Origin of the sequence: Methylobacterium mesophilicum (assembly GCF_022179445.1) — a bacterium.
Classification (GTDB): domain Bacteria; phylum Pseudomonadota; class Alphaproteobacteria; order Rhizobiales; family Beijerinckiaceae; genus Methylobacterium; species Methylobacterium mesophilicum.
Map to the genome: position 1 here is coordinate 1 of NZ_BPQU01000057.1, position 17321 is coordinate 17321.

The 17321-nt window shown below is 70.3% G+C and carries 21 protein-coding genes and 2 pseudogenes; 7 read left to right on the plus strand and 16 right to left on the minus strand.

Annotated elements, in window-relative coordinates; all coding sequences use genetic code 11:
- Positions 1–105 (minus strand): annotated as a pseudogene (locus MFF40_RS27300) (IS630 family transposase); the annotation flags it as partial.
- 64 nt (positions 106–169) lie between these two features.
- Here MFF40_RS27300 and MFF40_RS27305 point away from each other — a divergent pair.
- On the plus strand, positions 170–1195 hold the full coding sequence (locus tag MFF40_RS27305) for an IS110 family RNA-guided transposase (RefSeq protein WP_147853220.1): 1026 nt from the start codon (positions 170–172) through the stop codon (positions 1193–1195).
- Positions 1196–1428: 233 nt separating this feature from the next.
- Here MFF40_RS27305 and MFF40_RS27310 read toward each other — a convergent pair.
- Positions 1429–1994: pseudogene (locus tag MFF40_RS27310) on the minus strand (helix-turn-helix domain-containing protein); the annotation flags it as partial.
- Positions 1995–2552: 558 nt separating this feature from the next.
- Between MFF40_RS27310 and MFF40_RS27315 the strand changes: the two are divergent.
- Positions 2553–3815, plus strand: a complete 1263-nt coding sequence (locus MFF40_RS27315; protein ID WP_238263002.1) for an amidohydrolase/deacetylase family metallohydrolase — start codon at positions 2553–2555, stop codon at positions 3813–3815.
- 920 nt (positions 3816–4735) lie between these two features.
- Here MFF40_RS27315 and MFF40_RS27320 read toward each other — a convergent pair.
- Positions 4736–5071, minus strand: a complete 336-nt coding sequence (locus MFF40_RS27320; RefSeq protein WP_187277875.1) for a hypothetical protein — start codon at positions 5069–5071, stop codon at positions 4736–4738.
- On the opposite strand from MFF40_RS27320, the gene MFF40_RS27325 reads away from it, so the two are divergent.
- Entirely contained in the window at positions 5070–6323 is a 1254-nt protein-coding gene (locus MFF40_RS27325) for a DUF3829 domain-containing protein (RefSeq protein WP_147898512.1), read from the plus strand. The genes MFF40_RS27320 and MFF40_RS27325 overlap by 2 nt on opposite strands.
- Before the next feature lie 205 nt (positions 6324–6528).
- Here MFF40_RS27325 and MFF40_RS27330 read toward each other — a convergent pair whose 3' ends face one another.
- Together MFF40_RS27330 and MFF40_RS27335 are read right to left on the minus strand one after the other, a co-directional pair.
- Complete coding sequence (locus tag MFF40_RS27330; RefSeq protein WP_238263004.1) at positions 6529–7110, minus strand: hypothetical protein; 582 nt, start codon at positions 7108–7110, stop codon at positions 6529–6531.
- Positions 7111–7118: 8 nt separating this feature from the next.
- Positions 7119–7385 (minus strand): hypothetical protein, encoded by a 267-nt coding sequence (locus tag MFF40_RS27335; protein ID WP_147856546.1) that lies wholly within the window; start codon positions 7383–7385, stop codon positions 7119–7121.
- Between the two features lie 143 nt (positions 7386–7528).
- Between MFF40_RS27335 and MFF40_RS27340 the strand changes: the two genes are divergently transcribed.
- Positions 7529–7927: an ABC transporter ATP-binding protein gene (locus MFF40_RS27340; protein ID WP_147856545.1), complete on the plus strand. Its 399-nt coding sequence runs from the start codon at positions 7529–7531 to the stop codon at positions 7925–7927.
- Between the two features lie 14 nt (positions 7928–7941).
- Here the strand turns inward: MFF40_RS27340 and MFF40_RS27345 are convergent, their stop codons facing one another.
- The 7 genes from MFF40_RS27345 to MFF40_RS27375 form a co-directional block, all read right to left on the minus strand.
- Complete coding sequence (locus MFF40_RS27345) at positions 7942–8298, minus strand: hypothetical protein (RefSeq protein ID WP_238263008.1); 357 nt, start codon at positions 8296–8298, stop codon at positions 7942–7944.
- 53 nt (positions 8299–8351) lie between these two features.
- The gene (locus MFF40_RS27350; RefSeq protein ID WP_147898513.1) at positions 8352–9059 is read right to left on the minus strand and encodes a hypothetical protein; all 708 of its coding nucleotides are present in this window, start codon (positions 9057–9059) and stop codon (positions 8352–8354) included.
- An 11-nt stretch (positions 9060–9070) separates the two neighbouring features.
- Entirely contained in the window at positions 9071–9724 is a 654-nt protein-coding gene (locus tag MFF40_RS27355; protein WP_147898514.1) for an HD domain-containing protein, read from the minus strand.
- A 10-nt stretch (positions 9725–9734) separates the two neighbouring features.
- On the minus strand, positions 9735–10013 hold the full coding sequence (locus MFF40_RS27360; protein ID WP_147898515.1) for a hypothetical protein: 279 nt from the start codon (positions 10011–10013) through the stop codon (positions 9735–9737).
- Between the two features lie 53 nt (positions 10014–10066).
- Positions 10067–10675 carry a hypothetical protein gene (locus tag MFF40_RS27365; protein WP_187278171.1) on the minus strand — a complete coding sequence of 203 codons (609 nt, stop codon included), beginning with the start codon at positions 10673–10675 and terminating at the stop codon, positions 10067–10069.
- 2 nt (positions 10676–10677) lie between these two features.
- Positions 10678–11184 (minus strand): hypothetical protein, encoded by a 507-nt coding sequence (locus MFF40_RS27370; protein WP_147898516.1) that lies wholly within the window; start codon positions 11182–11184, stop codon positions 10678–10680.
- A 108-nt stretch (positions 11185–11292) separates the two neighbouring features.
- Positions 11293–12057, minus strand: a complete 765-nt coding sequence (locus MFF40_RS27375; protein ID WP_238263010.1) for a hypothetical protein — start codon at positions 12055–12057, stop codon at positions 11293–11295.
- 54 nt (positions 12058–12111) lie between these two features.
- Here MFF40_RS27375 and MFF40_RS27380 point away from each other — a divergent pair, with 54 nt between their 5' ends.
- The 3 genes from MFF40_RS27380 to MFF40_RS27390 are packed head-to-tail and all read left to right on the plus strand — an operon-like array spanning position 12112 to position 13688.
- Complete coding sequence (locus MFF40_RS27380) at positions 12112–12438, plus strand: hypothetical protein (RefSeq protein WP_147898517.1); 327 nt, start codon at positions 12112–12114, stop codon at positions 12436–12438.
- On the plus strand, positions 12425–12985 hold the full coding sequence (locus MFF40_RS27385) for a hypothetical protein (protein ID WP_147898518.1): 561 nt from the start codon (positions 12425–12427) through the stop codon (positions 12983–12985). The genes MFF40_RS27380 and MFF40_RS27385 overlap by 14 nt, the downstream gene beginning before the upstream one ends.
- A gap of 10 nt (positions 12986–12995) precedes the next feature.
- Entirely contained in the window at positions 12996–13688 is a 693-nt protein-coding gene (locus tag MFF40_RS27390; protein ID WP_147898519.1) for a hypothetical protein, read from the plus strand.
- 3 nt (positions 13689–13691) lie between these two features.
- Here MFF40_RS27390 and MFF40_RS27395 read toward each other — a convergent pair whose 3' ends face one another.
- The 4 genes from MFF40_RS27395 to MFF40_RS27410 all read right to left on the minus strand — a co-directional run.
- On the minus strand, positions 13692–14042 hold the full coding sequence (locus tag MFF40_RS27395) for a hypothetical protein (RefSeq protein ID WP_147898520.1): 351 nt from the start codon (positions 14040–14042) through the stop codon (positions 13692–13694).
- Between the two features lie 54 nt (positions 14043–14096).
- Complete coding sequence (locus MFF40_RS27400) at positions 14097–14600, minus strand: hypothetical protein (protein WP_056186785.1); 504 nt, start codon at positions 14598–14600, stop codon at positions 14097–14099.
- A 10-nt stretch (positions 14601–14610) separates the two neighbouring features.
- On the minus strand, positions 14611–16761 hold the full coding sequence (locus MFF40_RS27405; protein WP_147898521.1) for a M48 family metalloprotease: 2151 nt from the start codon (positions 16759–16761) through the stop codon (positions 14611–14613).
- A gap of 64 nt (positions 16762–16825) precedes the next feature.
- Positions 16826–17321, minus strand: a 496-nt coding sequence (locus MFF40_RS27410) for a hypothetical protein (RefSeq protein ID WP_238263012.1), incomplete at its 5' end; no start/stop codon positions are given.

Genomic DNA, 17321 nt, shown 5'->3' on the forward strand with positions numbered 1-17321 from the left:
GCGGAAGCGCGCGCCGTTGGTGGCCCCGTCGAACAGGGTGGTGGCGACCAAGCCGCTGGTGCGCAGGGCGGCGGTGACGGTGATGGTCTTGTAATGATGGGGTGGACGCCCCCCGACGGCATCGACGTGCCAAAGTGGTGGTTTTGTGAACCACCCGAGGGAGGCGTCCGTGACAGAGGTTAGCACCATCGGCCTGGATCTGGCCAAGAACGTCTTTCAGGCGCACGGCGCGAATGCTGCCGGTGCCCCGATCTTCCGCAAGAAGCTACGGCGTGATCAAGTACTCGCCTTCTTTGCGGCCCAACCACCCTGCCTCGTGGCGATGGAGGCCTGCCCCGGCGCGCATCATTGGGGCCGCGAGATCGGCAAGCTCGGCCACACGGTCAAGCTGATCGCGCCTGCCTACGTGAAGCCCTTCGTTAAGCGCCAGAAGAACGACGCGGCCGATGCCGAGGCGATTTGCGAGGCCGCGCAGCGTCCGACCATGCGCTTCGTTGCCGTGAAGAGCGAAGCCAAGCAAGCCTCCGCGGTGATCTTCCGGACTCGCGATGTGCTGGTCGGCCAGCGTACTAAGCTCATCAACGCGATCCGCGGCCATCTTGCCGAGTACGGCCTGATCGCGCCGCAGGGACCCGCCCATATCGAGCGGTTGATCGCGCAGATTGAGGATCCCGCTTCGGACATTCCTCCAGCCGCCCGCGCCAGCCTTGCCGTGCTCGTTTGTGCGCTCCGCCATCTGCAGGAACAGACCGCAGCGCTCGATGCCGAGATCGCCACGCGCGCGAAGGCCGACGATACGGCTCGGCGGCTGATGAGCGTGCCCGGTATCGGGCCGCTGATCGCCACTGCCATCGAGGCCTTGGCCCCACCCGTCGAGACGTTTCGTTCGGGCCGCGACTTCGCCGCCTGGGTCGGGCTGACACCGGTGCAGCGCTCGACTGGCGGCAAGGAGCGGCTCGGACGTACCTCGCGTATGGGCGAGCGGACGTTGCGACGTCTGCTGATCATCGCTGCCAGCGCAGTCGTACGCTGGGCCAAGCGCAAGGGCGTCCCGGCGGACTCATGGCTTGGCCAAATGCTCGCGCGCAAGCCGCCGATGCTGGTCATCGTGGCTGTGGCGAACAAGAACGCGCGCATCGCGTGGGCCCTTCTGACGAAGGGTGGGATCTACCGAGCTCCGGCCGTCACCGCGTAGGCGGGGCGGACGCGAGGCTGTCGGAGGGCGTGAGGAGGTCAACGGACAGGTATGGCGCAACGTCGGTGAGACGGAGTTGGGAGAACCAGGCTCAGGGTAAGCGCTTCGAGCGCGCTGTAGTGATGTGGTCCCGACTCTCGCACTCCCATACGGGCCCGCGGCATGTAACCCGCCGCATCAGAGGCCGGACACATGGCAGCACCCGATCACGCGCAGCGCCCGTCCAGAGATTTTGCTTGCACCCGAAGGGGCGTCCACACATGGCCCTGGGGCACGAGGAGCCGGCAGCGCTCGCCGCGTGGAGCCCTACCGTAAGTGCGGGCCATGTTCGTGGCGGTCGCCGTCTCGTCGATGAAGACGACGGCATCGGGGTCGAGGTCGAGTTGACCCTCGAACCACGCCTCCCGTGCGGCTCTCACGTCCGGACGCTCCTGCTCGGCCGCGTCGACAGCCCCTTTTTACGGGTGACCCGATGCCGGGCGAAGAACCGCCACAGCCCGCTGACGCTCGTGCGGACACCCTGCTCGGCCAGGATATCACGCACCTCGTGCAGGAAGGCCTGCGGCTGCTCCCGATCGACCTGAAGGATCCGCTCAGCGTGCGCTTCGATGGCCGGTGCGGGTCGCTGCCCGCACGAGGGCCGGGGTGCGATCGCGCCCTCCGCCTGGAAGCGTTCATGCCAGCGGATCGCGCTGGATGGGCCGACCCCGAAGCGCTTGGCCGCCTGTCGGCGCGAAGCTCCCGCCTCGATCGCCGCGATCACGCGTTCTCGCAGATCCATCGATAGCGCTGACGGCATCCCGACCTCCTCGGAAAGCCCAACATCGAATCAGATCCGCAGACTGCCCGCTACCCCCAACGATTCAACCCAGCCGGACATGGCTCTAAATGTAGTGGTCCAAAACTGAAGGCTCTGTACCGATCGCGAGGAGCTGCTTTCGACCCCTCTCTGAGGTTCGGGAGGTCCGCTTCTATGCAATTGGCGGGAGTCGCCCTTACGTCTGGAGCCGGTGGATTTCTGCCGATCCGCTTCCGGGCGGCAATGCCATCGCTGCGGACATGGCCGCCCCGACCGTTTACGACCCAACCAGGTCGCGCGGATCGCCACTGGCGCAACCTGAAAACAGCCCTTCGTCGGGCGTTCGCCAGCTTCTGCAGCAGGCCGGGGCGATCCGCCGGCAACCGATATAATCTCCGGCGGTCGTCAAGGCACGATTTCTCCGAAACCTTGCAGCTTGAGCATCGCGAAAGCTACGCTCCGGCCCGGCGCCGTCGCAGAACGTGCGCTGTGCAACGGGATCTGCAGGCCGACGCACCGACCAACGGCGCGCGGCGGCGTCCCGCGGGAGGTTGGACAATGGCAGATTTGTCGCGTCGTACCTGGCTCGGACTCGCTGGCGCCGTGGCGGCCGTGGGGCCGGCCGCCGCCGTGCCCGACCGCTTCGACCTGCTGATCAAGGGTGGGGAGGTCATCGACCCGAGCCAGTCGCTGCGGGCCAAGCGTGACGTCGGCATCCGCTTCGGCGTGGTGGCCGCCCTCGAGCCGGATATCCCCGCCGAGCGCGCCAAGCAGACGATCGACGCCTCCGGCAAGCTCGTGCTGCCAGGGCTCGTCGATCTCCACGCCCACACCTATCCCTACGGCTCGGCGATCGGCATCCCGGCCGACGAGACCGTCCCGTTCTCGGGGGTGACCACCGTCGTCTCGGCGGGCGACGCGGGAGCCAACAACATCGCGGCGCTCCGGCGTCACATTGCAGCCCAGACGCGGACGCGGATGTTCGCGTTCATTCACATCGCCAACAACGGCCTCTCCGCCTTCCCGGTGGCCGAGCTGTACAATCTCGACAACGCGCATGTGGAGGCCTGCGCCCTGGCGATCGCCGAGAACCCGGACTTCGCCATCGGAGCCAAGGTCCGGATGTCCGAGAACGTCATCTTCAAGCATGGGGCCGAACCGCTGAAGCGGGCCATTCAGGCTTGTGAGATGTCGGGGCGGCCGGCGAAGGTGATGGTCCATATCGGCGGCGTCGAGACGCCGGCGCTGATGAGTCAAATCCTCGATCTGCTGCGGCCGGGCGATATCCTCACACATTGCTACTCGGGAGCGCCCAACAGCGCCGGTCAGTTCACGAACATCGTTCAGGACGGCAAGCTGCTGCCGGCCGCCCTGGAGGCCAAGCGCAGGGGGGTCGTGTTCGACATCGGCCATGGCGGCGGCTCGTTCGACTTCACCGTCGCCGAGGCTGCGATCGCGCAGGGCGCGCCGCCGGACACGATCTCGTCGGACCTGCACGTCTTCTCCGGCAACACCCCCGGCATGCCCTTCCTTCCGGTGGTGATGAGCAAGTTTCTGCCGCTGGGCTTCAGCCTGGAGCAGGTGATCGCGATGGCGACCCACAAGCCGGCCGGCATTATCGACCGCGTCCCGAAGCTCGGAACCTTGCAAGTCGGCGCGCCCGGGGATGTCTCGGTGATGGAGTGGGTTGAGCGCCCGCTCTCGATGGTGGACACCCGCAACAATCGACGCGACGGCAAGGGCTTTCTAGCGCCGGTGCAAACGGTCAACAACGGCGTCCCGTTCGGCCGCCCCTACCAGTCGCCCTTCTCCGTGCGCTAATCCGCGGAGCGATGCGGGCGGCATTCCACACCAGCAGGAGCTATCGGCGTCGCTACCGAGCGTCGCATCGGGACCACTCGGCATTGTCGCGCGGAAGCGGACCGCCGCAAAACCGCACCGTGCCAAAAGTGTTGGACGGTTGACGAAGGGCAGCTTTCAGGCCGCGCCTACGGCTGTCTGCACCGCTGCCATGGGTGGCAAGGGGATCGTCTGCTTTTGCGCCGGGCCGTCTCTGAAGCGGACATGCGGCTATCGGCCAGCCTACGCCATGCCGGATCGCCGATGGGCGCAAAAGCGGTCGTTCGGCTTCGCGCCCATCCCGGCCATTCAGCTGGCTGTGACGGCATTCCGTAAGCGGACGCCACCAACTTGGATCGACCGTTCGCATAGGGGCACGCTACGCAAAGAGGCGCACCGTGATGTTTTGTGCGGCCGCGCGCGACCTAGCGTGAGCCTTGGGAAGGTCCGCTTCCAGGCTGACGAGAGAAGCGGCCTACGGCTGGGATGTGTGGTTAGCGGTCTGTCCGATTCTGAATGCCAGTTTAGCAGAATTGGACGTTTAAGGTGGGGAGAAGCTAGTGGGTGCTTGGCTCCTCGTGCGCATGCAGCCGCCTACATAGCAGGAAGGCTGTCGTGGCTGCTGATCAAAGCTCAGGATGCACTAGCACGCTACACCACAGCACGGTGTATCCAGGAGAAGCGGCCCTGTTGGTCATCGCAAGCCGCAGCATTGAGGCTATCACAGAGCTGTCGTAACGAAGCTCGTTGATCAAGGGGTGTGGCTCGGCGCGGCGCGCCACCGCCTCATCTACGAATTTCAACTGCGAGTTGAAATTTATCCTGTTCATCTGGTCGGGTGGGGCATCCTAGTTGTCCCCATTGTCGTCGGCGCCGCGATCATCGTCGGTGCATTGGCCCAGCTATCGCTGCAAGCGCTTCGACACTTCGAACTTGCGTTTCTCGCCTTCAACCTTGGCCTTTTCGCCGCCGCCGCTTTGAACTAGGTGGTCGGTCGACGCCTCAGCATCACGCCTCCGCGCGAACTCATCGATCCCGCCACGAATGCGCGCGTGCTGCTCACACGGCGGCACGCGCTGTTCTGGATCCGAATGGAGTACTGGTCGGCACCCGTCGTACTGGCCGCCTTCGTCCCGCTGCTCGCCCTCCGCAATCTCTAGCGTCGTCGTCCCAGGGCCCACCGCTTCAACTTCCAGGACCAGAATGCGCAGCACAGCCTCCACGAGAAAGCTCGGCATGTCTCACCGTTCGGCCTACGCGCTGGCCCTCCTGTGGGGGATCTCGGCCACACCCGTGGTGGCGGTCACGCCGGCCACACCGGTGGGCGTCGAGAGCTGTGACGCCTTCCTGGATGCCTATGCCCAATGCGCGGCCAGCCCCGGCGTACCGGAAGCCGCTCGTCCCGGCATCCGCCAGGGCATCGGCACGATGCGCGAGAGCTTCCGCGAGTCGGTCCTGCGCAACGAGGGCGCGCGCGCGACCGTGGCCTATCAGTGCGCCCAGGCTCATGAGGCCGTGCGCAAAAGCCTGATCGACGCGTTCAAATGCGATTTTCCCGCCGCACCCGCGGCTTCCCAGGCCCTGTTGCAGAGCCCGCCGCCACCGCCGGGCTCGGCTCGGGCGACCGCCCGCCCGGCGCCGGCGCAGACGCCCGAGGCTCAGGCTTTGGCGAAAGCCAATGCCTACACCGAGGCCCAGAACCACTTGGTCCGGTCTCATCCCCTGGAGCAGCAGTTGGCCGACTACCGGCGCGACAACGAGCGGGTGCTCAAGCTCGGAACGAAGCTCGGCGCCAACGCCTGGTACCACTTCGGCATCGTGGATTTCGATGGGGTCATCGACGAGTTGGAGAAGGCCGTTGCCTTGCCGGGCGTCGTGCCAGAGGTGGATGCTCAGGCCGCCCGGCTGCTGGCGGCCCTGCGCGAGGTCAATCCCATCCTGAAGGCGCTCACACGCTATCAGACCACGCGGGAGTTCAAGGAGGATGGCTTCAAGTTCGCCCGCGAGCAGCATGCGATCCTCGTTCCCCGGGTCGACGCAGCCGCCAAGGCGATGGACGCGTACGGCACGGCCCTGTTCGAGCGCGAGATCGCCCGGGATGAGCGCCGCCTGGCGGCCCTGCCGGAGGATGCGCCGGCAGGGCGCCTCCTCTCCACCAGCCTCACCCTGCGCCGCGCGGTCCGGCGGTTCGAGGCACTGGGACCGAAGGCGGATGTCGCTCCCTTCCTGGCCGCACTCAGCGAGGTCTCGAACGCCAACCGCCACCTCGGCACGGTCCTCGACGGCATGAGCCCGAAGGCGAACTCATCCTGCACCGGCTACACCGACACGGTCGCAAGCGTGATTGGGCATGGCCGGGACGTCGCCCGGGACATTCGCACCAAGGGTGATCCGAGCCAACCGGCGCAACGCTTCAACGAGACCTACAACCGCTCGGTACGCGATCTAGAGTCTTGCCATAAGAATGAGAGTCGGGTGCGTCCAGGCTGAGGTCAGCTGAAGATCCCTAAAGACAGGACTGATGTCTCCTTCAAGGTAAATGCCCGTCCTTACGCCTCCGCAAGTCTGCGGGGAGACGAGCAGGCTGATGCCGAGGAGTGTGCGTTCTACGGGTCGCATCGGCGTCTCTCAATGGGGGCAGACGGAGAGCGGCTGCTGAACCTTTGCACGGGATCGCGATCGCGTCGTCCGCTCCTCATCGGGGCCAGTCGAAGTAGCGCCGGGCGGCGTCTTGGCCTTTCTCCAACCGCCTCGTCAGCCGGCCGCGCCGATCGATCAGCCCCCATCGGCCGCCGACCATGGCGGACGGCTGGCGCCCGTCCGAGCGGCAGCCCCGGCAGACCAGGGCCTCGCCGCGAGCGTTGAACGGGAACGACCAGTCGAAATCCGTGGTGAGGACCCGGCACAAGCGCCGGTCGTGGAACGCAACCTTGCCGGCGTGACGAGCGCGCACCAATCCCTGCGCGAAGGGGTCTGGCCCGTTGTCGAGGGGGAACACCGGCAGCGCCAGCCCGTCGCGGCGCGTCCAGAGCCAGCCGATCCCGTCGACGACGATCTCCGTCACCCCGTCCTTGAACGGCATGCGCGCGAGGCGGGCGGGATCGATGCGGATCCAATCGCCCGCGCGCCGGGCACACCCCTCATGGCGGGCGAAATCCGCGTGCACGTCGCGGCAGGCCAAGGGATAGGGCCCTCCGTCACGCGCCCGCACGGTCTGGGGCACGAGGCCGGCCGTCAGCCCGAGGAGAACGAGCGCACCGAGCGCTCGTTCTCGCACTGCCCGGTTCACCGGACGCCCCAGCGCCCGACCGGGCCGGGCGCGCCCGTGGCGTCGTCCACGCACACGCGCCAGCCGCTGCCGTAGGCGACTTCGCAGACGTCCCAGACGAGGCCGGTGTCCGTCCGTGTCGGCACGGCCGTGCCGGTGGTGGCGGTGCCTGTTCCCGCCGCGGCGCACGCCGCGATCGCCGCCGCTTGCTCGGGCGTGAGGCGGCCCGTCGCGGGGGCAGGCGTGGCGGATCGGGAGAACAGGCGGTCCAGGATCGCCAGCACGGTTCGGGCTCCTCGCATCCACGGACGAGCATGGGCGTCCGGCCCCGAGATGTCACCAGCCCCGGTGCCGGTTGCGGGGCGGCCGCCCGTCAGCCACACCTCCCGGACCGTATCAGGCGGAAGAACCGCACAGGAGGAACCGGATGTCCCTGAGTCTCGACCATTCCTCCGTCGAGGAACTCAACCTGGCCCTGCGCCTGTATCGGCGCCTGCTGGTCCGCCTGCTCCTGATCCTCGTCCTGGGCTTTGCCGGGGTGATCGGTCTAGCAAAGCTCAGCACGATCCTGTCGCCGCCCTACGGTGTCTACTTCCTCGGGCAGGGCCTGGTGACCTGGGGGCTGCTCGGCCTCCTCGCCCTGCTCTTCGCGGAGTTCTGGTGGGAGGGCCGCCAGATCGGCAAGGCCCTGAACCATCCGGGCTTGCTGGATGCTCCCATTGCCGGGCTGCTGGGCGGCCTCGCCGTGATTGGTGAGCGCGCCGCCGCCATCGGGATGGAGCCCGGCTTCTTCCACGGCCCGCTGCGGCCGATCCGCCTGCGCTGACGGGTCCGTGGCGCTCAGCGCGCCGGCCCCTCGCGCGCTACCAAGCTGTCGCGGTGGACCACGAGGCTTGCTCCGGCGCTTGCAAGGGTGACGGCGAAGCCGAGGGCGGGCAGCGACCAGTCCTCGGCCCGCCACAGGGCCGCTGCGAGGCCTGCGCCGGCGCCGAAGCAGTCCAGGGCCAGGGTGGAGCACCAGCACGGCACCGCGCGCGGCTCGAACCGCACCAGGCTGTTCGCCCACCAGACCAGGGGCAGCATCGACAGCCAGTAGAGCGGCTGGGCCCGGGCGGCGCCGTGCGGTCCGGGCACGAGGCAGCCGATGACCGAGACGGTGGCGGCGAGGCCCGCCACGAGGGCGAGCCCGGCCGCCACGTTCGAGGGACGGTCCTTGCGCAGGCGCTGCCAGTAGGCCGGGTCGCGGCGGATCAGGGAACCCTCTCCCGGGCCGGCGCCGACCGCTTCCAGGCCGCGAGGCGCGCCAGGACGTAGGCCGGCACGCGGTCGGCCACAGCCAGATTCTCCGGGCGCAGGGAGAAATCGTAGGTGGGGCCACCGCGGTGGACGAGGTAGGTGCAGGTGGAGACCTCGCGCCTGTCCGAGGTATCCGAGGCGAGGCAGCTGGGCGGGGCCTGGTCGGCCGGCCGCGCCGCGTGCCGGGACGGGAGGCGGTAGAAGCGCCGGTGGTCGACGCCCTCGGAATGGACGAGGCGCTCGCCGCCGGACGGGTCAGGCCGCCACGGCGCGCCCTCGGCCAGCCGCGCATCGAAATTGCCCCATTGCCGGGCGTGGAGGGGTGCGAAGTGGCGCCCGTCCGGGTCGCCGACGATGTGGACCACCAGATCGGCCTCGAACGGGCCGGCATGGCCGCGGCTGAGGGGTCTGTAGCCGGCGAGGCCCGCCGCGACCTCGGCGGCGGGCAGCAACAGCCAGAGCGAGTCCGCCAGCTCCCAGCCGAGCCCCGGGAGCGCGTCGAGCCAGGGCAGGCGGACGTTTCGGGAAAACTCGTAGGCGTCGGGCACGGCGTACGCGGTCCCGGCGAGGCGGTACCGCGTGGTGCCGAACCGGCCCTCCGCCGCGAAGGCCGCGAGCACAAGGGGCAGGCCGAGGAGCGCGACGCGGCGCGAGGGACGCATGCGGGACGTCACTATTCCGGGGGGCCGGCGCGGAGCCCGGCCGCTTCCGCCGCGAGGTTGGCGCGGGCGGCGGCCTCCAAGCGGTCGTGGAAGAGGTCGGTCTGGTAGAGGCGCGGCCGGGCGAGAAAACGGTCGAGGACCTGGGCGCGCCCGAGCCGCCACGCCGCCTCGGGAACGGCGGTGTATTCCCGGCGGATCGCCGCCGCGTAGGCCGCGTAGACGGCGCGCGGCGCACCGAGCACGGCGAGATCGAGGTCGAGAAGGAGCCGGGTCGCCGGGTCCGCGCTCGGGCCGTGCGCCGCCGTCGCGTGGATCATCGCGATCGCGGCCCGGACGCGCGCATCCCCGGACGCCGGCCCCGCCTCGGCACGCAGCAGGTCGGCGCTGCGGGCCTCGTTGTCGGCGCGGACGGTGTCGTAGACGGCGTCGTGGAAGGCGATGGCGAGATCGATGGCGTCGCCGTCGACGCCCGCGAAATCGAGATGCGCCCGCACGGAATCGTGCCCCGCGAGCAGCGCCGCGATGTGGGGCCAGCCGTGATAGTGCCGGTCCGCCGCGCCGTAGCCTGCGTCGAGGGCCCGCCACGCCGCCGCGCCGGGCGTGCCGACGGTCCGCGCCCACAGGGCGTCGAACCGCGCGCGAAGGGAGGCGTCCCTGGCTTCCATCGCACCGGCCTCAGTTCACGCGGTGGCAGGTCGAGGTGGTCTCGGATGCCCCGCGGATCCCGCCCGCCGGCCGCACCTCGCAGACCACGTACTTGCCGCCCCGCTCGAGGGTGAAACTCGGACCGGAGGCGGAGACGATGCGGTGGCCGCCGTTGAGGAGCGCGCTCATGGGCTCCTCCACCGGCACCCAGGTCGTGGCCGGGCGCGGCGGCGCGGCGGGGGCCTGGGCGACGGCCGGGCCGGCAACGAGGATCAGCTGGAGGAGGGTGTGGGACAGCGTTCGGCGCATGGGACATCTTGTGGTCGGCGGCGGGCCTTCGGCCCGTTCGAGCGGCGAGGGGGTCAGGGCGTCACCACGGCGAGGTCGGCCGCCGGCAGCCAGCCGATGACCGGGGCCTTCTCCCCCCGGTAGCGCACGCGCACCCAGGCGTCCCGCCGCTCCACCACCGCGACGGGATCGAGCCGGACGAGGTAGGGCGCCCGGGCCGGAGCCGGGCCGGGTTCCGGCCGGAAGGCCGTGCGCTCGGCCGTCACGAGGCCGACGCCGATCCATCCGGACGGGGTCGCCGCAGCACGCCGCGAGAGCGCGTAGGGGGTCCCCACCATGGTGCCCGTGGTCATCGAACAACCGCCGTGATCCTCCGCGAGGGTCAGGGCGGCGCCGTCCGGGGTGAAGGCGAGGTCCCCCGGGATGCGCTCCGGCTCGTCGGGAAACCACGTCTCGACCTTGGCCCGGTCGCCCGCGAGGGTCCCGCGCAGGAGGAAGACGCAGGCGAATTGCGGGCTACCGGCATCAGCCGCCCCCCGCTGCTCGGCGAAGACCCCCGCCACCTCATCGCCGGAGATCGCCAGGGTCAGGCTGTCGTAGGTGCCGGACCGGGCGGCCGGCTCGGCCGCCGCCGCGCCGCAGGCGGCGAGCAGGGCGGCGAGGCTCAGGGCGATATCACGCACCGTCAGAGGCCCTTCTCCAGCAGCTTCACCACGGCCTCGGCCCGTTCCTTCGAGTCGGTGACGTTGGTGAACGGCCGCCAGTTCACGTCGAGGACCCCGCCGTCGAACGTGAGGCGCTTTGCGTAGTTCGAGGCCGGCGCGGTGTTCTCGTCGAAGCGGACGCGGATGGTCTTGAGCTTCGCGGCCAGGGCGTCGCGGCCCATCTTGTCCTTGGCCACCTCCTTCAGCCCAGCGGCGAGGGGCTCGAAGATCGTCTTCTCGAAATAGTCCGGGTCGGAATAGTACTTGGCGTCGCCCGGGAGCGTCAGGTCGTCCCACGCCACCTCCACCGGCACGGCGAAGCCCGCCGCCCTCTGGATCGCCTTCTCCTGCGCGGGGTAGCGGTCTTGGCGGTAGGCCGCGATCGCCCGGCGCTCGGCGAGGCCGATGGTCGGCTCGGCCATGGCCGAGGGGGCGGACAGGACCGACAGGGCGAGCGCAGCGGCGAGGGCGTGACGGCGAGAGATCATACGGCGGTTTCTCGGTAGGATGGCCCCGGATGCGGGCTTGGCGTGATGGTTCGATGACGGGGCAGGCATGCTGTCAAAGTGAGACCCGCCCTCACGGGGAGATCGCCTTCACGGTGTCGGGGCGCAGCGCACCGGGCCGCCGGCCTCGACGGTGGGCGGGGCGGTCCCCGTGAAGAGTACGGGAAACGAGACGATGCTGGGCGTGTCCTTCGGGGCCTTTCCGGCCCGATAGCTCCCGGCGCAGGCCTTCACGGGCGCCGGCAGGGCCGCGACGGCGGGTGGAAGCGGCCCGTCGCGGGCGATCCGCGCCCAGCACGCGGCGCCGTGCTTCGGGATCGAGCAGGCCCCCTGCACGCCGCGCTGGAACCCGAGCCGCAGGGTCCCGTCCGCAACCGCGAAGGTGTCGATGCTGGCCTCGGCGGTCGTGTCCCGGATCAGGGTGCGGCCCGTGCCCGCGTCGAGCACCGCGAACGGGACGGTGCCGTTGGTGCTCGCCTGCTCGAAGACGAGGAACCCGCCCGTGCGGCCGAGGAAGCGCTGGCCGGCGGTCGCCAGGATGCGCGCACCCGGCCCCGGCGCGGTGGCGCAGGCGGGGGCGGCGCCGTTCGCGAGGGGCACGAGGGTCGCGTCCTCGGGGTCCGGCGTGTCGGCGTCGCTCTCGCGCACCATGAGATCGCGGTAGGTGGTGCAGGTGATCTGCTTGCCCTCCCCCGACATCTTGCCCTCTCCAGACGTCGCGGTCTCGGTCTTCGCGGGCGACTCGAACCGCGCCGCCTCCCATCCCGCCGCCACTGACGGGGCGGGGAGGCACGCTGCGAGGAGCGCGAAGCGGGCGGCGGCGAAGCGGGCGGCGGGGAGAAGGCTGCGTCTCATGCGGGTTCCCTGTATACGGCGCGGGACGTCCGAAGAAAGGCAGGATGGAGAGCCATGCGGACCGTTCTCTCCAAGGTAGCCAAGCGTTCTGCCGGGCCGCTCGCAACGCTTCTCGCTGCGCCGCTCCTCGGGCCGCTCGCCGTCCGGGCCGAGCCCGCTCTGCCGGGCGACGTGACGGCGTACGTGACGCGGCTGCGGGACTGCAACCACTGGGGCGGGGAGGATGCCACGGACGCGGCGCGCGGCCGGGCCATCGTGGCGGCCGTGAAGCGCCTGCGCTGCGACGACGCCGAGGCGGACGAGTGGACCCTGCGACGGCGCTACCGGGGCGACCCCGCCGTCCTGAAGGCCCTCGACCGGGCGCGCGATGCGGACAGCTGAGCGGGGGCCCGACGCCGGCGATCCGGTCCGCCGACGCGTCCTGCGGCTGCTGCACGTTCCGCTCCTCGGATTGCTGCTGGCGCTCGGCCTCGCCCCGGTCTTCCTGCTGTTTCCCCTCCTGCCCGCCGAACCCGGAACCGATCCGACCTTGCGGCCCGTCGAACTCTGGCTCGGCACGGCCCTCGTCGGCGGCCTCGTCGGCACCGTGGAGGGCGCGGCGCGGCCCCTCTACCGGGCGGCCGGCCTCGTCCTCGCCGTCGGCCTGCTCTCGATCCCGGTCCTGCGCGTCTTCCTCTGGACCGACCTTCCGGTCCCGCACGGGCTCGCGCGCTGGCTCGGCCTCGATGGGGAAGCCGCCCTCGACGCCCACCTGTACGAGATCTGGCTCGCGGCGTGGTTTTCGGCCTGGGTTTTGGCTTGGGTTTTGGCTTGGCTCGGCCTCGTGCTCCTGGGCCGGCACTTCCCGGCGCGACGCGCTCGCATCGACCGTGCGGCCGTTCGAGGACGGCGCCGTTCGAGGATTCTGGTCGGGGATTCTCGGCGATGATCGTCCCGCCATGATTGCCCCTCGGTCCGACGGGACGCGAAGGGCGGCCCTCATCGTCGGCGGCTGCGGTGTCGTCGTGTTCGGCTGGGCCCTCGTCGCCTACGCGCCGGCCCCGGGGATCGCCGCGGCCGTCGTCGCGGTGCCGGCGTTCGCCCGCGCGGCGAAGCGCCGGGTCGCGGCCTTCCTGGCCCTGGCGGTCTTCTCTGCTGCCGTGATCTGGGCGGCGTTCGGAACGACGACGGGCTACTTCGTTCTGAACCGATCGCGGCTCGACGCCGTGGTGGCGGAGATTGCGGCCATGCCCACCCTGGTGTCCTTCGAACGCGGGCGGGACGATCCTCCGGCGGAGGCGGAGCGAACGGCGTGGTGGGAGAGCACCCGCCTCGTCAACGGCCAGCGCGTCACCCTTTACCGCCCGCAAGGCTCGCGCGACACGGACAGCCTGCGGGAGATCGACTTCCTGCGGGAACTCGGGGTTCCCTACGCCCGCTACCGCGCCCTCTGCGGCGCCCTCGAACGCCTCGGGCTCGCGGGGTTCACCCGCGGTCCCGGCGGCGAGATCGGCCTGGACGAACCGATCCCGGGTGGCACGCCCTGGGGCACGTCGTTCGTGTACCGGCCGGACGATGCGTTTCCGCCCGGCTCCGGGGCCGAGAGCGACCGCCGCCTCGCGCCGAACTGGTTTTTCGTGACGCGGGGCTGAGATTCACCGGACAACGCCGCCGGATTCCTGGAAGGAAGGGCGGGCGCGCGGAGCATCCGCCGTGGTGATGGTGCCGGTCCCGAGCAGGGCCGCGAACACGAGCATCGGCACGGCCCAGACCTGCATCGGCAGACCCCAGAAGGCGTGGTCGCGCCCGGCCGGCCCGAAGGTCGTGCCGTGGTTCCAGCGCCATCCGAGACCGAGGACTGCGAGCGCCGCGAGACTCATGGTGAGGCAGACCACCCTGTCAACTTCCGGCCCGTCGACCTGCCGCAGGAGGATCAGGGGCAGGAACATCGCCAGCGCCACGAAGAGGACGACCCAGTAGCCGCGCCCGGTCCAGAAGACGATCATGTGCTGGTCCTTATCCCTCGTGTTTCGGAGCGATCCGCCCGGGCCGCGACCGCGTTAGCCCATCGCGCCGGCGCGCCGGTTGCGCACCATCGCGGCGAGGGCCGCGACGATGATGACCGCCAGCGCCCCGGCGATGACTAGAAGCGTGACGGTGCGGTTCCACAGGCGGTCGAGGGCGAGATCGGTGGTGACGAGGTCGGGCCGGGCCGGATCAGCCAGCACCCGGACGCTGTAATCGCCCACGTGCATGCCCGTGAACACGGTATTGATCCGGCGCACCACCGTGCCCGTCGGCGTGGGCAGGGTGAGGGTCATGTCGCAGAGATGGAGCACGATCTTGGCGCTGCACTTGCCGTCGCTCACCCGCGCGGCGGCGACGGGACGCGCCGTGTCCCGTATTTGCCAATCCGAGATCACCGGCGGGGCCGTGTAGACGGCGCAGGCGACGAGGAGGGCCGCTAGCGCAACGAGGCCGAATAGGGTCCAGAAGATGTTGCCCCAGCCCTGGCGGGGCGGCGGCAGGCGCAGGGGCTCGGGGCGGTCGGCGGCGGTGTTCATGCTCGGAACCTCACGGGATCACGGGAGTCTGGGAGGATTCGGAGGCCGCCGCGGTCTCGGCCAGGACACGGCGCGCCTGCGCCGCCTGCCGGTAGCGGCCGATGAGGCCGGCGAAGTCCTGTACCGACATCCGGTACGGCAGGCCCGCCGTGATGGTGACGATGCGCCGGCCCGGATCGAGCTTCACCTTGCGGCCGCCCGGCGCCGCCTGCGGGAACGGCGCCTCCGGCGGCAGCAGCAGGCGGGTGACGACGCCGTTCTGCCGGGTCGTCATGTCGAGGTCGGCGATGCTGTCCCAGGGGATCGGCCGGTCGAGGCCGGGCACCGCCATGGAATCGGGGCTTAGGATCATCGTCGTGCGCTCGCCCCGCCACAGCCGGAAACCGCCGATGCCGCCGAGGACCGCCCCGCAGGCCAGCGCCACCCCCATAACGGCCCCCGCCTGGCTGGCGGACAGGCCGGGCAGGCCGGCGGCGAGCCACAGGAGGGCGACCCCGATGAAGAAGCCGCCGGCCACCAGGAGGGCGATGGCCCCCGGGCGGGTGCTTTCGCGCAGCATCCGCGCCTCGGTGCCGATCTCCGCCACCGTCGCTTCGAGATGGGCGCGGAACGCCGCGTCGTGGGCCCGCACGGCGTCGAGGAAGTCGTGCGTCGCCGCGCGGCATAGGCCGGCGGGATCGGCGAAGTAGGCCGCGAGCTGGCCGAGCGCGTGCGGGGGCGGCACGGCGGCGGCGGCGGCCAGGAGTTCGGCGTCGAGGGTCCGGCCGAGGGCCGCCACGCGCTCGCGGGTCGGCGGATGGGTGTCGGTGGGGTGGGCCTGCTCCGCTTCGAGATGCGTCGCCGGATCGTCGAGGCCGCGCGCGATGGCGTGGTCGAGGCTCGCCGCCACGAGGTCGGCGGGGGCGGACCCGGGCGCCTCGGCGGCGGCGTCCAAGGTCTCGGCTATGCGGGGGGCCACCGCCCCCGTGCGCAGGAGCGCCCGCGCGGCGGCGTCCACGGAGGCCGGGCCAGCGCCCGCCGCATCGGCCGTGAACTCGCGGGTCCGGCTCCAGTGACGCACGGCGAGGTGGAAGTTCTCCATGACGAAGACGCCGAGGCGCAAGGACGGGCCGAGGAGCCCGAAGGTCCCGGCATGCCCCTGCGCCACCGCGTCGAGGGAGCGGCCGACGCCGGCATAGATCGGCAGGAAGCGCTGGCTGTAGACGGTGTCGCCGCCGGCATAGTGGGCGAGTTCGTGGCCGATGATCGCCGCCACCTCGTCGCCCCGCAGCAGGGCGAGGTAGGGCAGCGGCAGGTAGAGGATCCGGCCCGTCAGCGGCGCGCCGCCGGGCTCGACCACGGCCGGGCCGGCGCTGACGAAGAAGCCTCCGGTAAGGCCGACCACCACGGCCTCCGGCTTCAGCGCTCCGAGCCGGTCGGCCAGCCCCTCGGTGAGCCGCCACAGGCCCGGCGCCTCGGCGGGCGACACGACCCGGCCGAAGATCGACAGGGGGTCGGGCTCGAAGGCGGAGAGCGCCCGGCGCAGGCCGAGCACTGTGGCGCCCGCCGCGACCAGGACCGCCCCGATGGCGACGACGGCCACGAACAGCATTTTGATCTCGCCGCCGCCCAGCCCGGGCCGCGCCAGCAACCCGGCCTCGAAGACCACGGCGGCGACGAAGCCCGCCGTTGTAAAGAGCACCTGGAGGGCGAGCACCGGCGGCAGCAGGCGGCGCATCCACGAGAAACCGGCCACCAGCGCGTCGCGCGAGGCCCGCCCCAGCCGCCCGAGAGCGGCGCCGGCGAGGAGCACGAGGATCGACAGGAGTGCGGCGCCGCCCCCGGCCGCGACGACCACGGGCGGGAGCAGGCGGCGCCAGTCCATGATCGTCGTCAGGGTCGCGACCTCGTCCCGGGCCGCCCGGGCCTGAACCAGGGCGAGTGGACCGCCATAACCCTTGCCGTTGCGGCGGAACTGCATCCGGAAATCGGGGCGCCCGTCCGGCGGCGCCCGCGCTTCCAGATCCGCGACGATCCGGGTAAGGTGCTCCCGCTCGGCGGCGAGGTCGGCCCAATCGGCGCCGGCCCGCTCCTGCTCCCACAGGCCGAGGAGCAGGATGCCCAGGGGTAGGAGGACGGTGGCGGCGATCAGGTGCGTGACGGAACGCAAGCGCAAGGGCATGCGCGAATTAGCTACGTCAGGGATACCCGCCTCCTCGGATGCGTTCGGAGCCAGAACGGGTCACTCAGAATTTGTTCGCCGGACGCTCGTCCACTGGAATCGGGATGAAGCTGTCGTGCTTGCGGCACGAGATCCTATCGACCTTGCGGCTCTCACCCTTGATCAGGTCCATGGCGCCAGTCTTTCGATTGACCAGGAAATAGCCACCCGGGTTTTTCAGCTTGATAACATCGTCGGACTGAAGCGCGACTTCCTGTATCTTCGATTCACGCTCGCCATTCGGCTTCATCAAGGCCCATTTCTTGGATGCGAGGTCGATGCTGAAGTAGATTTTTTTGCCGCCATTGTTGATGCACGCCAGGGTGAAGGGCTGCGTCGCTTCTTCAGCGTGTGCAGTGTGCGCAGCGATGAACGTGCAAAGTACGCCGGACACAAGGAGAGAGGTCGCTTTTTCAGTCATCCGGTTCATTCCTGACGGTACGTCCTGCCGCATCGCGGTTGGCGGTCTAGGGTGTGAACCGCACCAAGCTCTTGCGAGCTCTGTGATTTTGTGATTCAGG

Coding starts and splice junctions, on each gene's coding strand:
- MFF40_RS27355 (WP_147898514.1), bottom strand. CDS start 9,724: ATGGAAGCCAGGGACGCCTCCCTTCGCGCGCGGTTCGACGCCCTGTGG.
- MFF40_RS27315 (WP_238263002.1), top strand. CDS start 2,553: ATGGCAGATTTGTCGCGTCGTACCTGGCTCGGACTCGCTGGCGCCGTG.
- MFF40_RS27375 (WP_238263010.1), bottom strand. CDS start 12,057: ATGAGACGCAGCCTTCTCCCCGCCGCCCGCTTCGCCGCCGCCCGCTTC.
- MFF40_RS27390 (WP_147898519.1), top strand. CDS start 12,996: ATGATTGCCCCTCGGTCCGACGGGACGCGAAGGGCGGCCCTCATCGTC.
- MFF40_RS27400 (WP_056186785.1), bottom strand. CDS start 14,600: ATGAACACCGCCGCCGACCGCCCCGAGCCCCTGCGCCTGCCGCCGCCC.
- MFF40_RS27395 (WP_147898520.1), bottom strand. CDS start 14,042: ATGATCGTCTTCTGGACCGGGCGCGGCTACTGGGTCGTCCTCTTCGTG.
- MFF40_RS27340 (WP_147856545.1), top strand. CDS start 7,529: ATGTCCCTGAGTCTCGACCATTCCTCCGTCGAGGAACTCAACCTGGCC.
- MFF40_RS27370 (WP_147898516.1), bottom strand. CDS start 11,184: ATGATCTCTCGCCGTCACGCCCTCGCCGCTGCGCTCGCCCTGTCGGTC.
- MFF40_RS27320 (WP_187277875.1), bottom strand. CDS start 5,071: ATGCCGAGCTTTCTCGTGGAGGCTGTGCTGCGCATTCTGGTCCTGGAA.
- MFF40_RS27380 (WP_147898517.1), top strand. CDS start 12,112: ATGCGGACCGTTCTCTCCAAGGTAGCCAAGCGTTCTGCCGGGCCGCTC.
- MFF40_RS27350 (WP_147898513.1), bottom strand. CDS start 9,059: ATGCGTCCCTCGCGCCGCGTCGCGCTCCTCGGCCTGCCCCTTGTGCTC.
- MFF40_RS27385 (WP_147898518.1), top strand. CDS start 12,425: ATGCGGACAGCTGAGCGGGGGCCCGACGCCGGCGATCCGGTCCGCCGA.
- MFF40_RS27325 (WP_147898512.1), top strand. CDS start 5,070: ATGTCTCACCGTTCGGCCTACGCGCTGGCCCTCCTGTGGGGGATCTCG.
- MFF40_RS27405 (WP_147898521.1), bottom strand. CDS start 16,761: ATGCCCTTGCGCTTGCGTTCCGTCACGCACCTGATCGCCGCCACCGTC.
- MFF40_RS27360 (WP_147898515.1), bottom strand. CDS start 10,013: ATGCGCCGAACGCTGTCCCACACCCTCCTCCAGCTGATCCTCGTTGCC.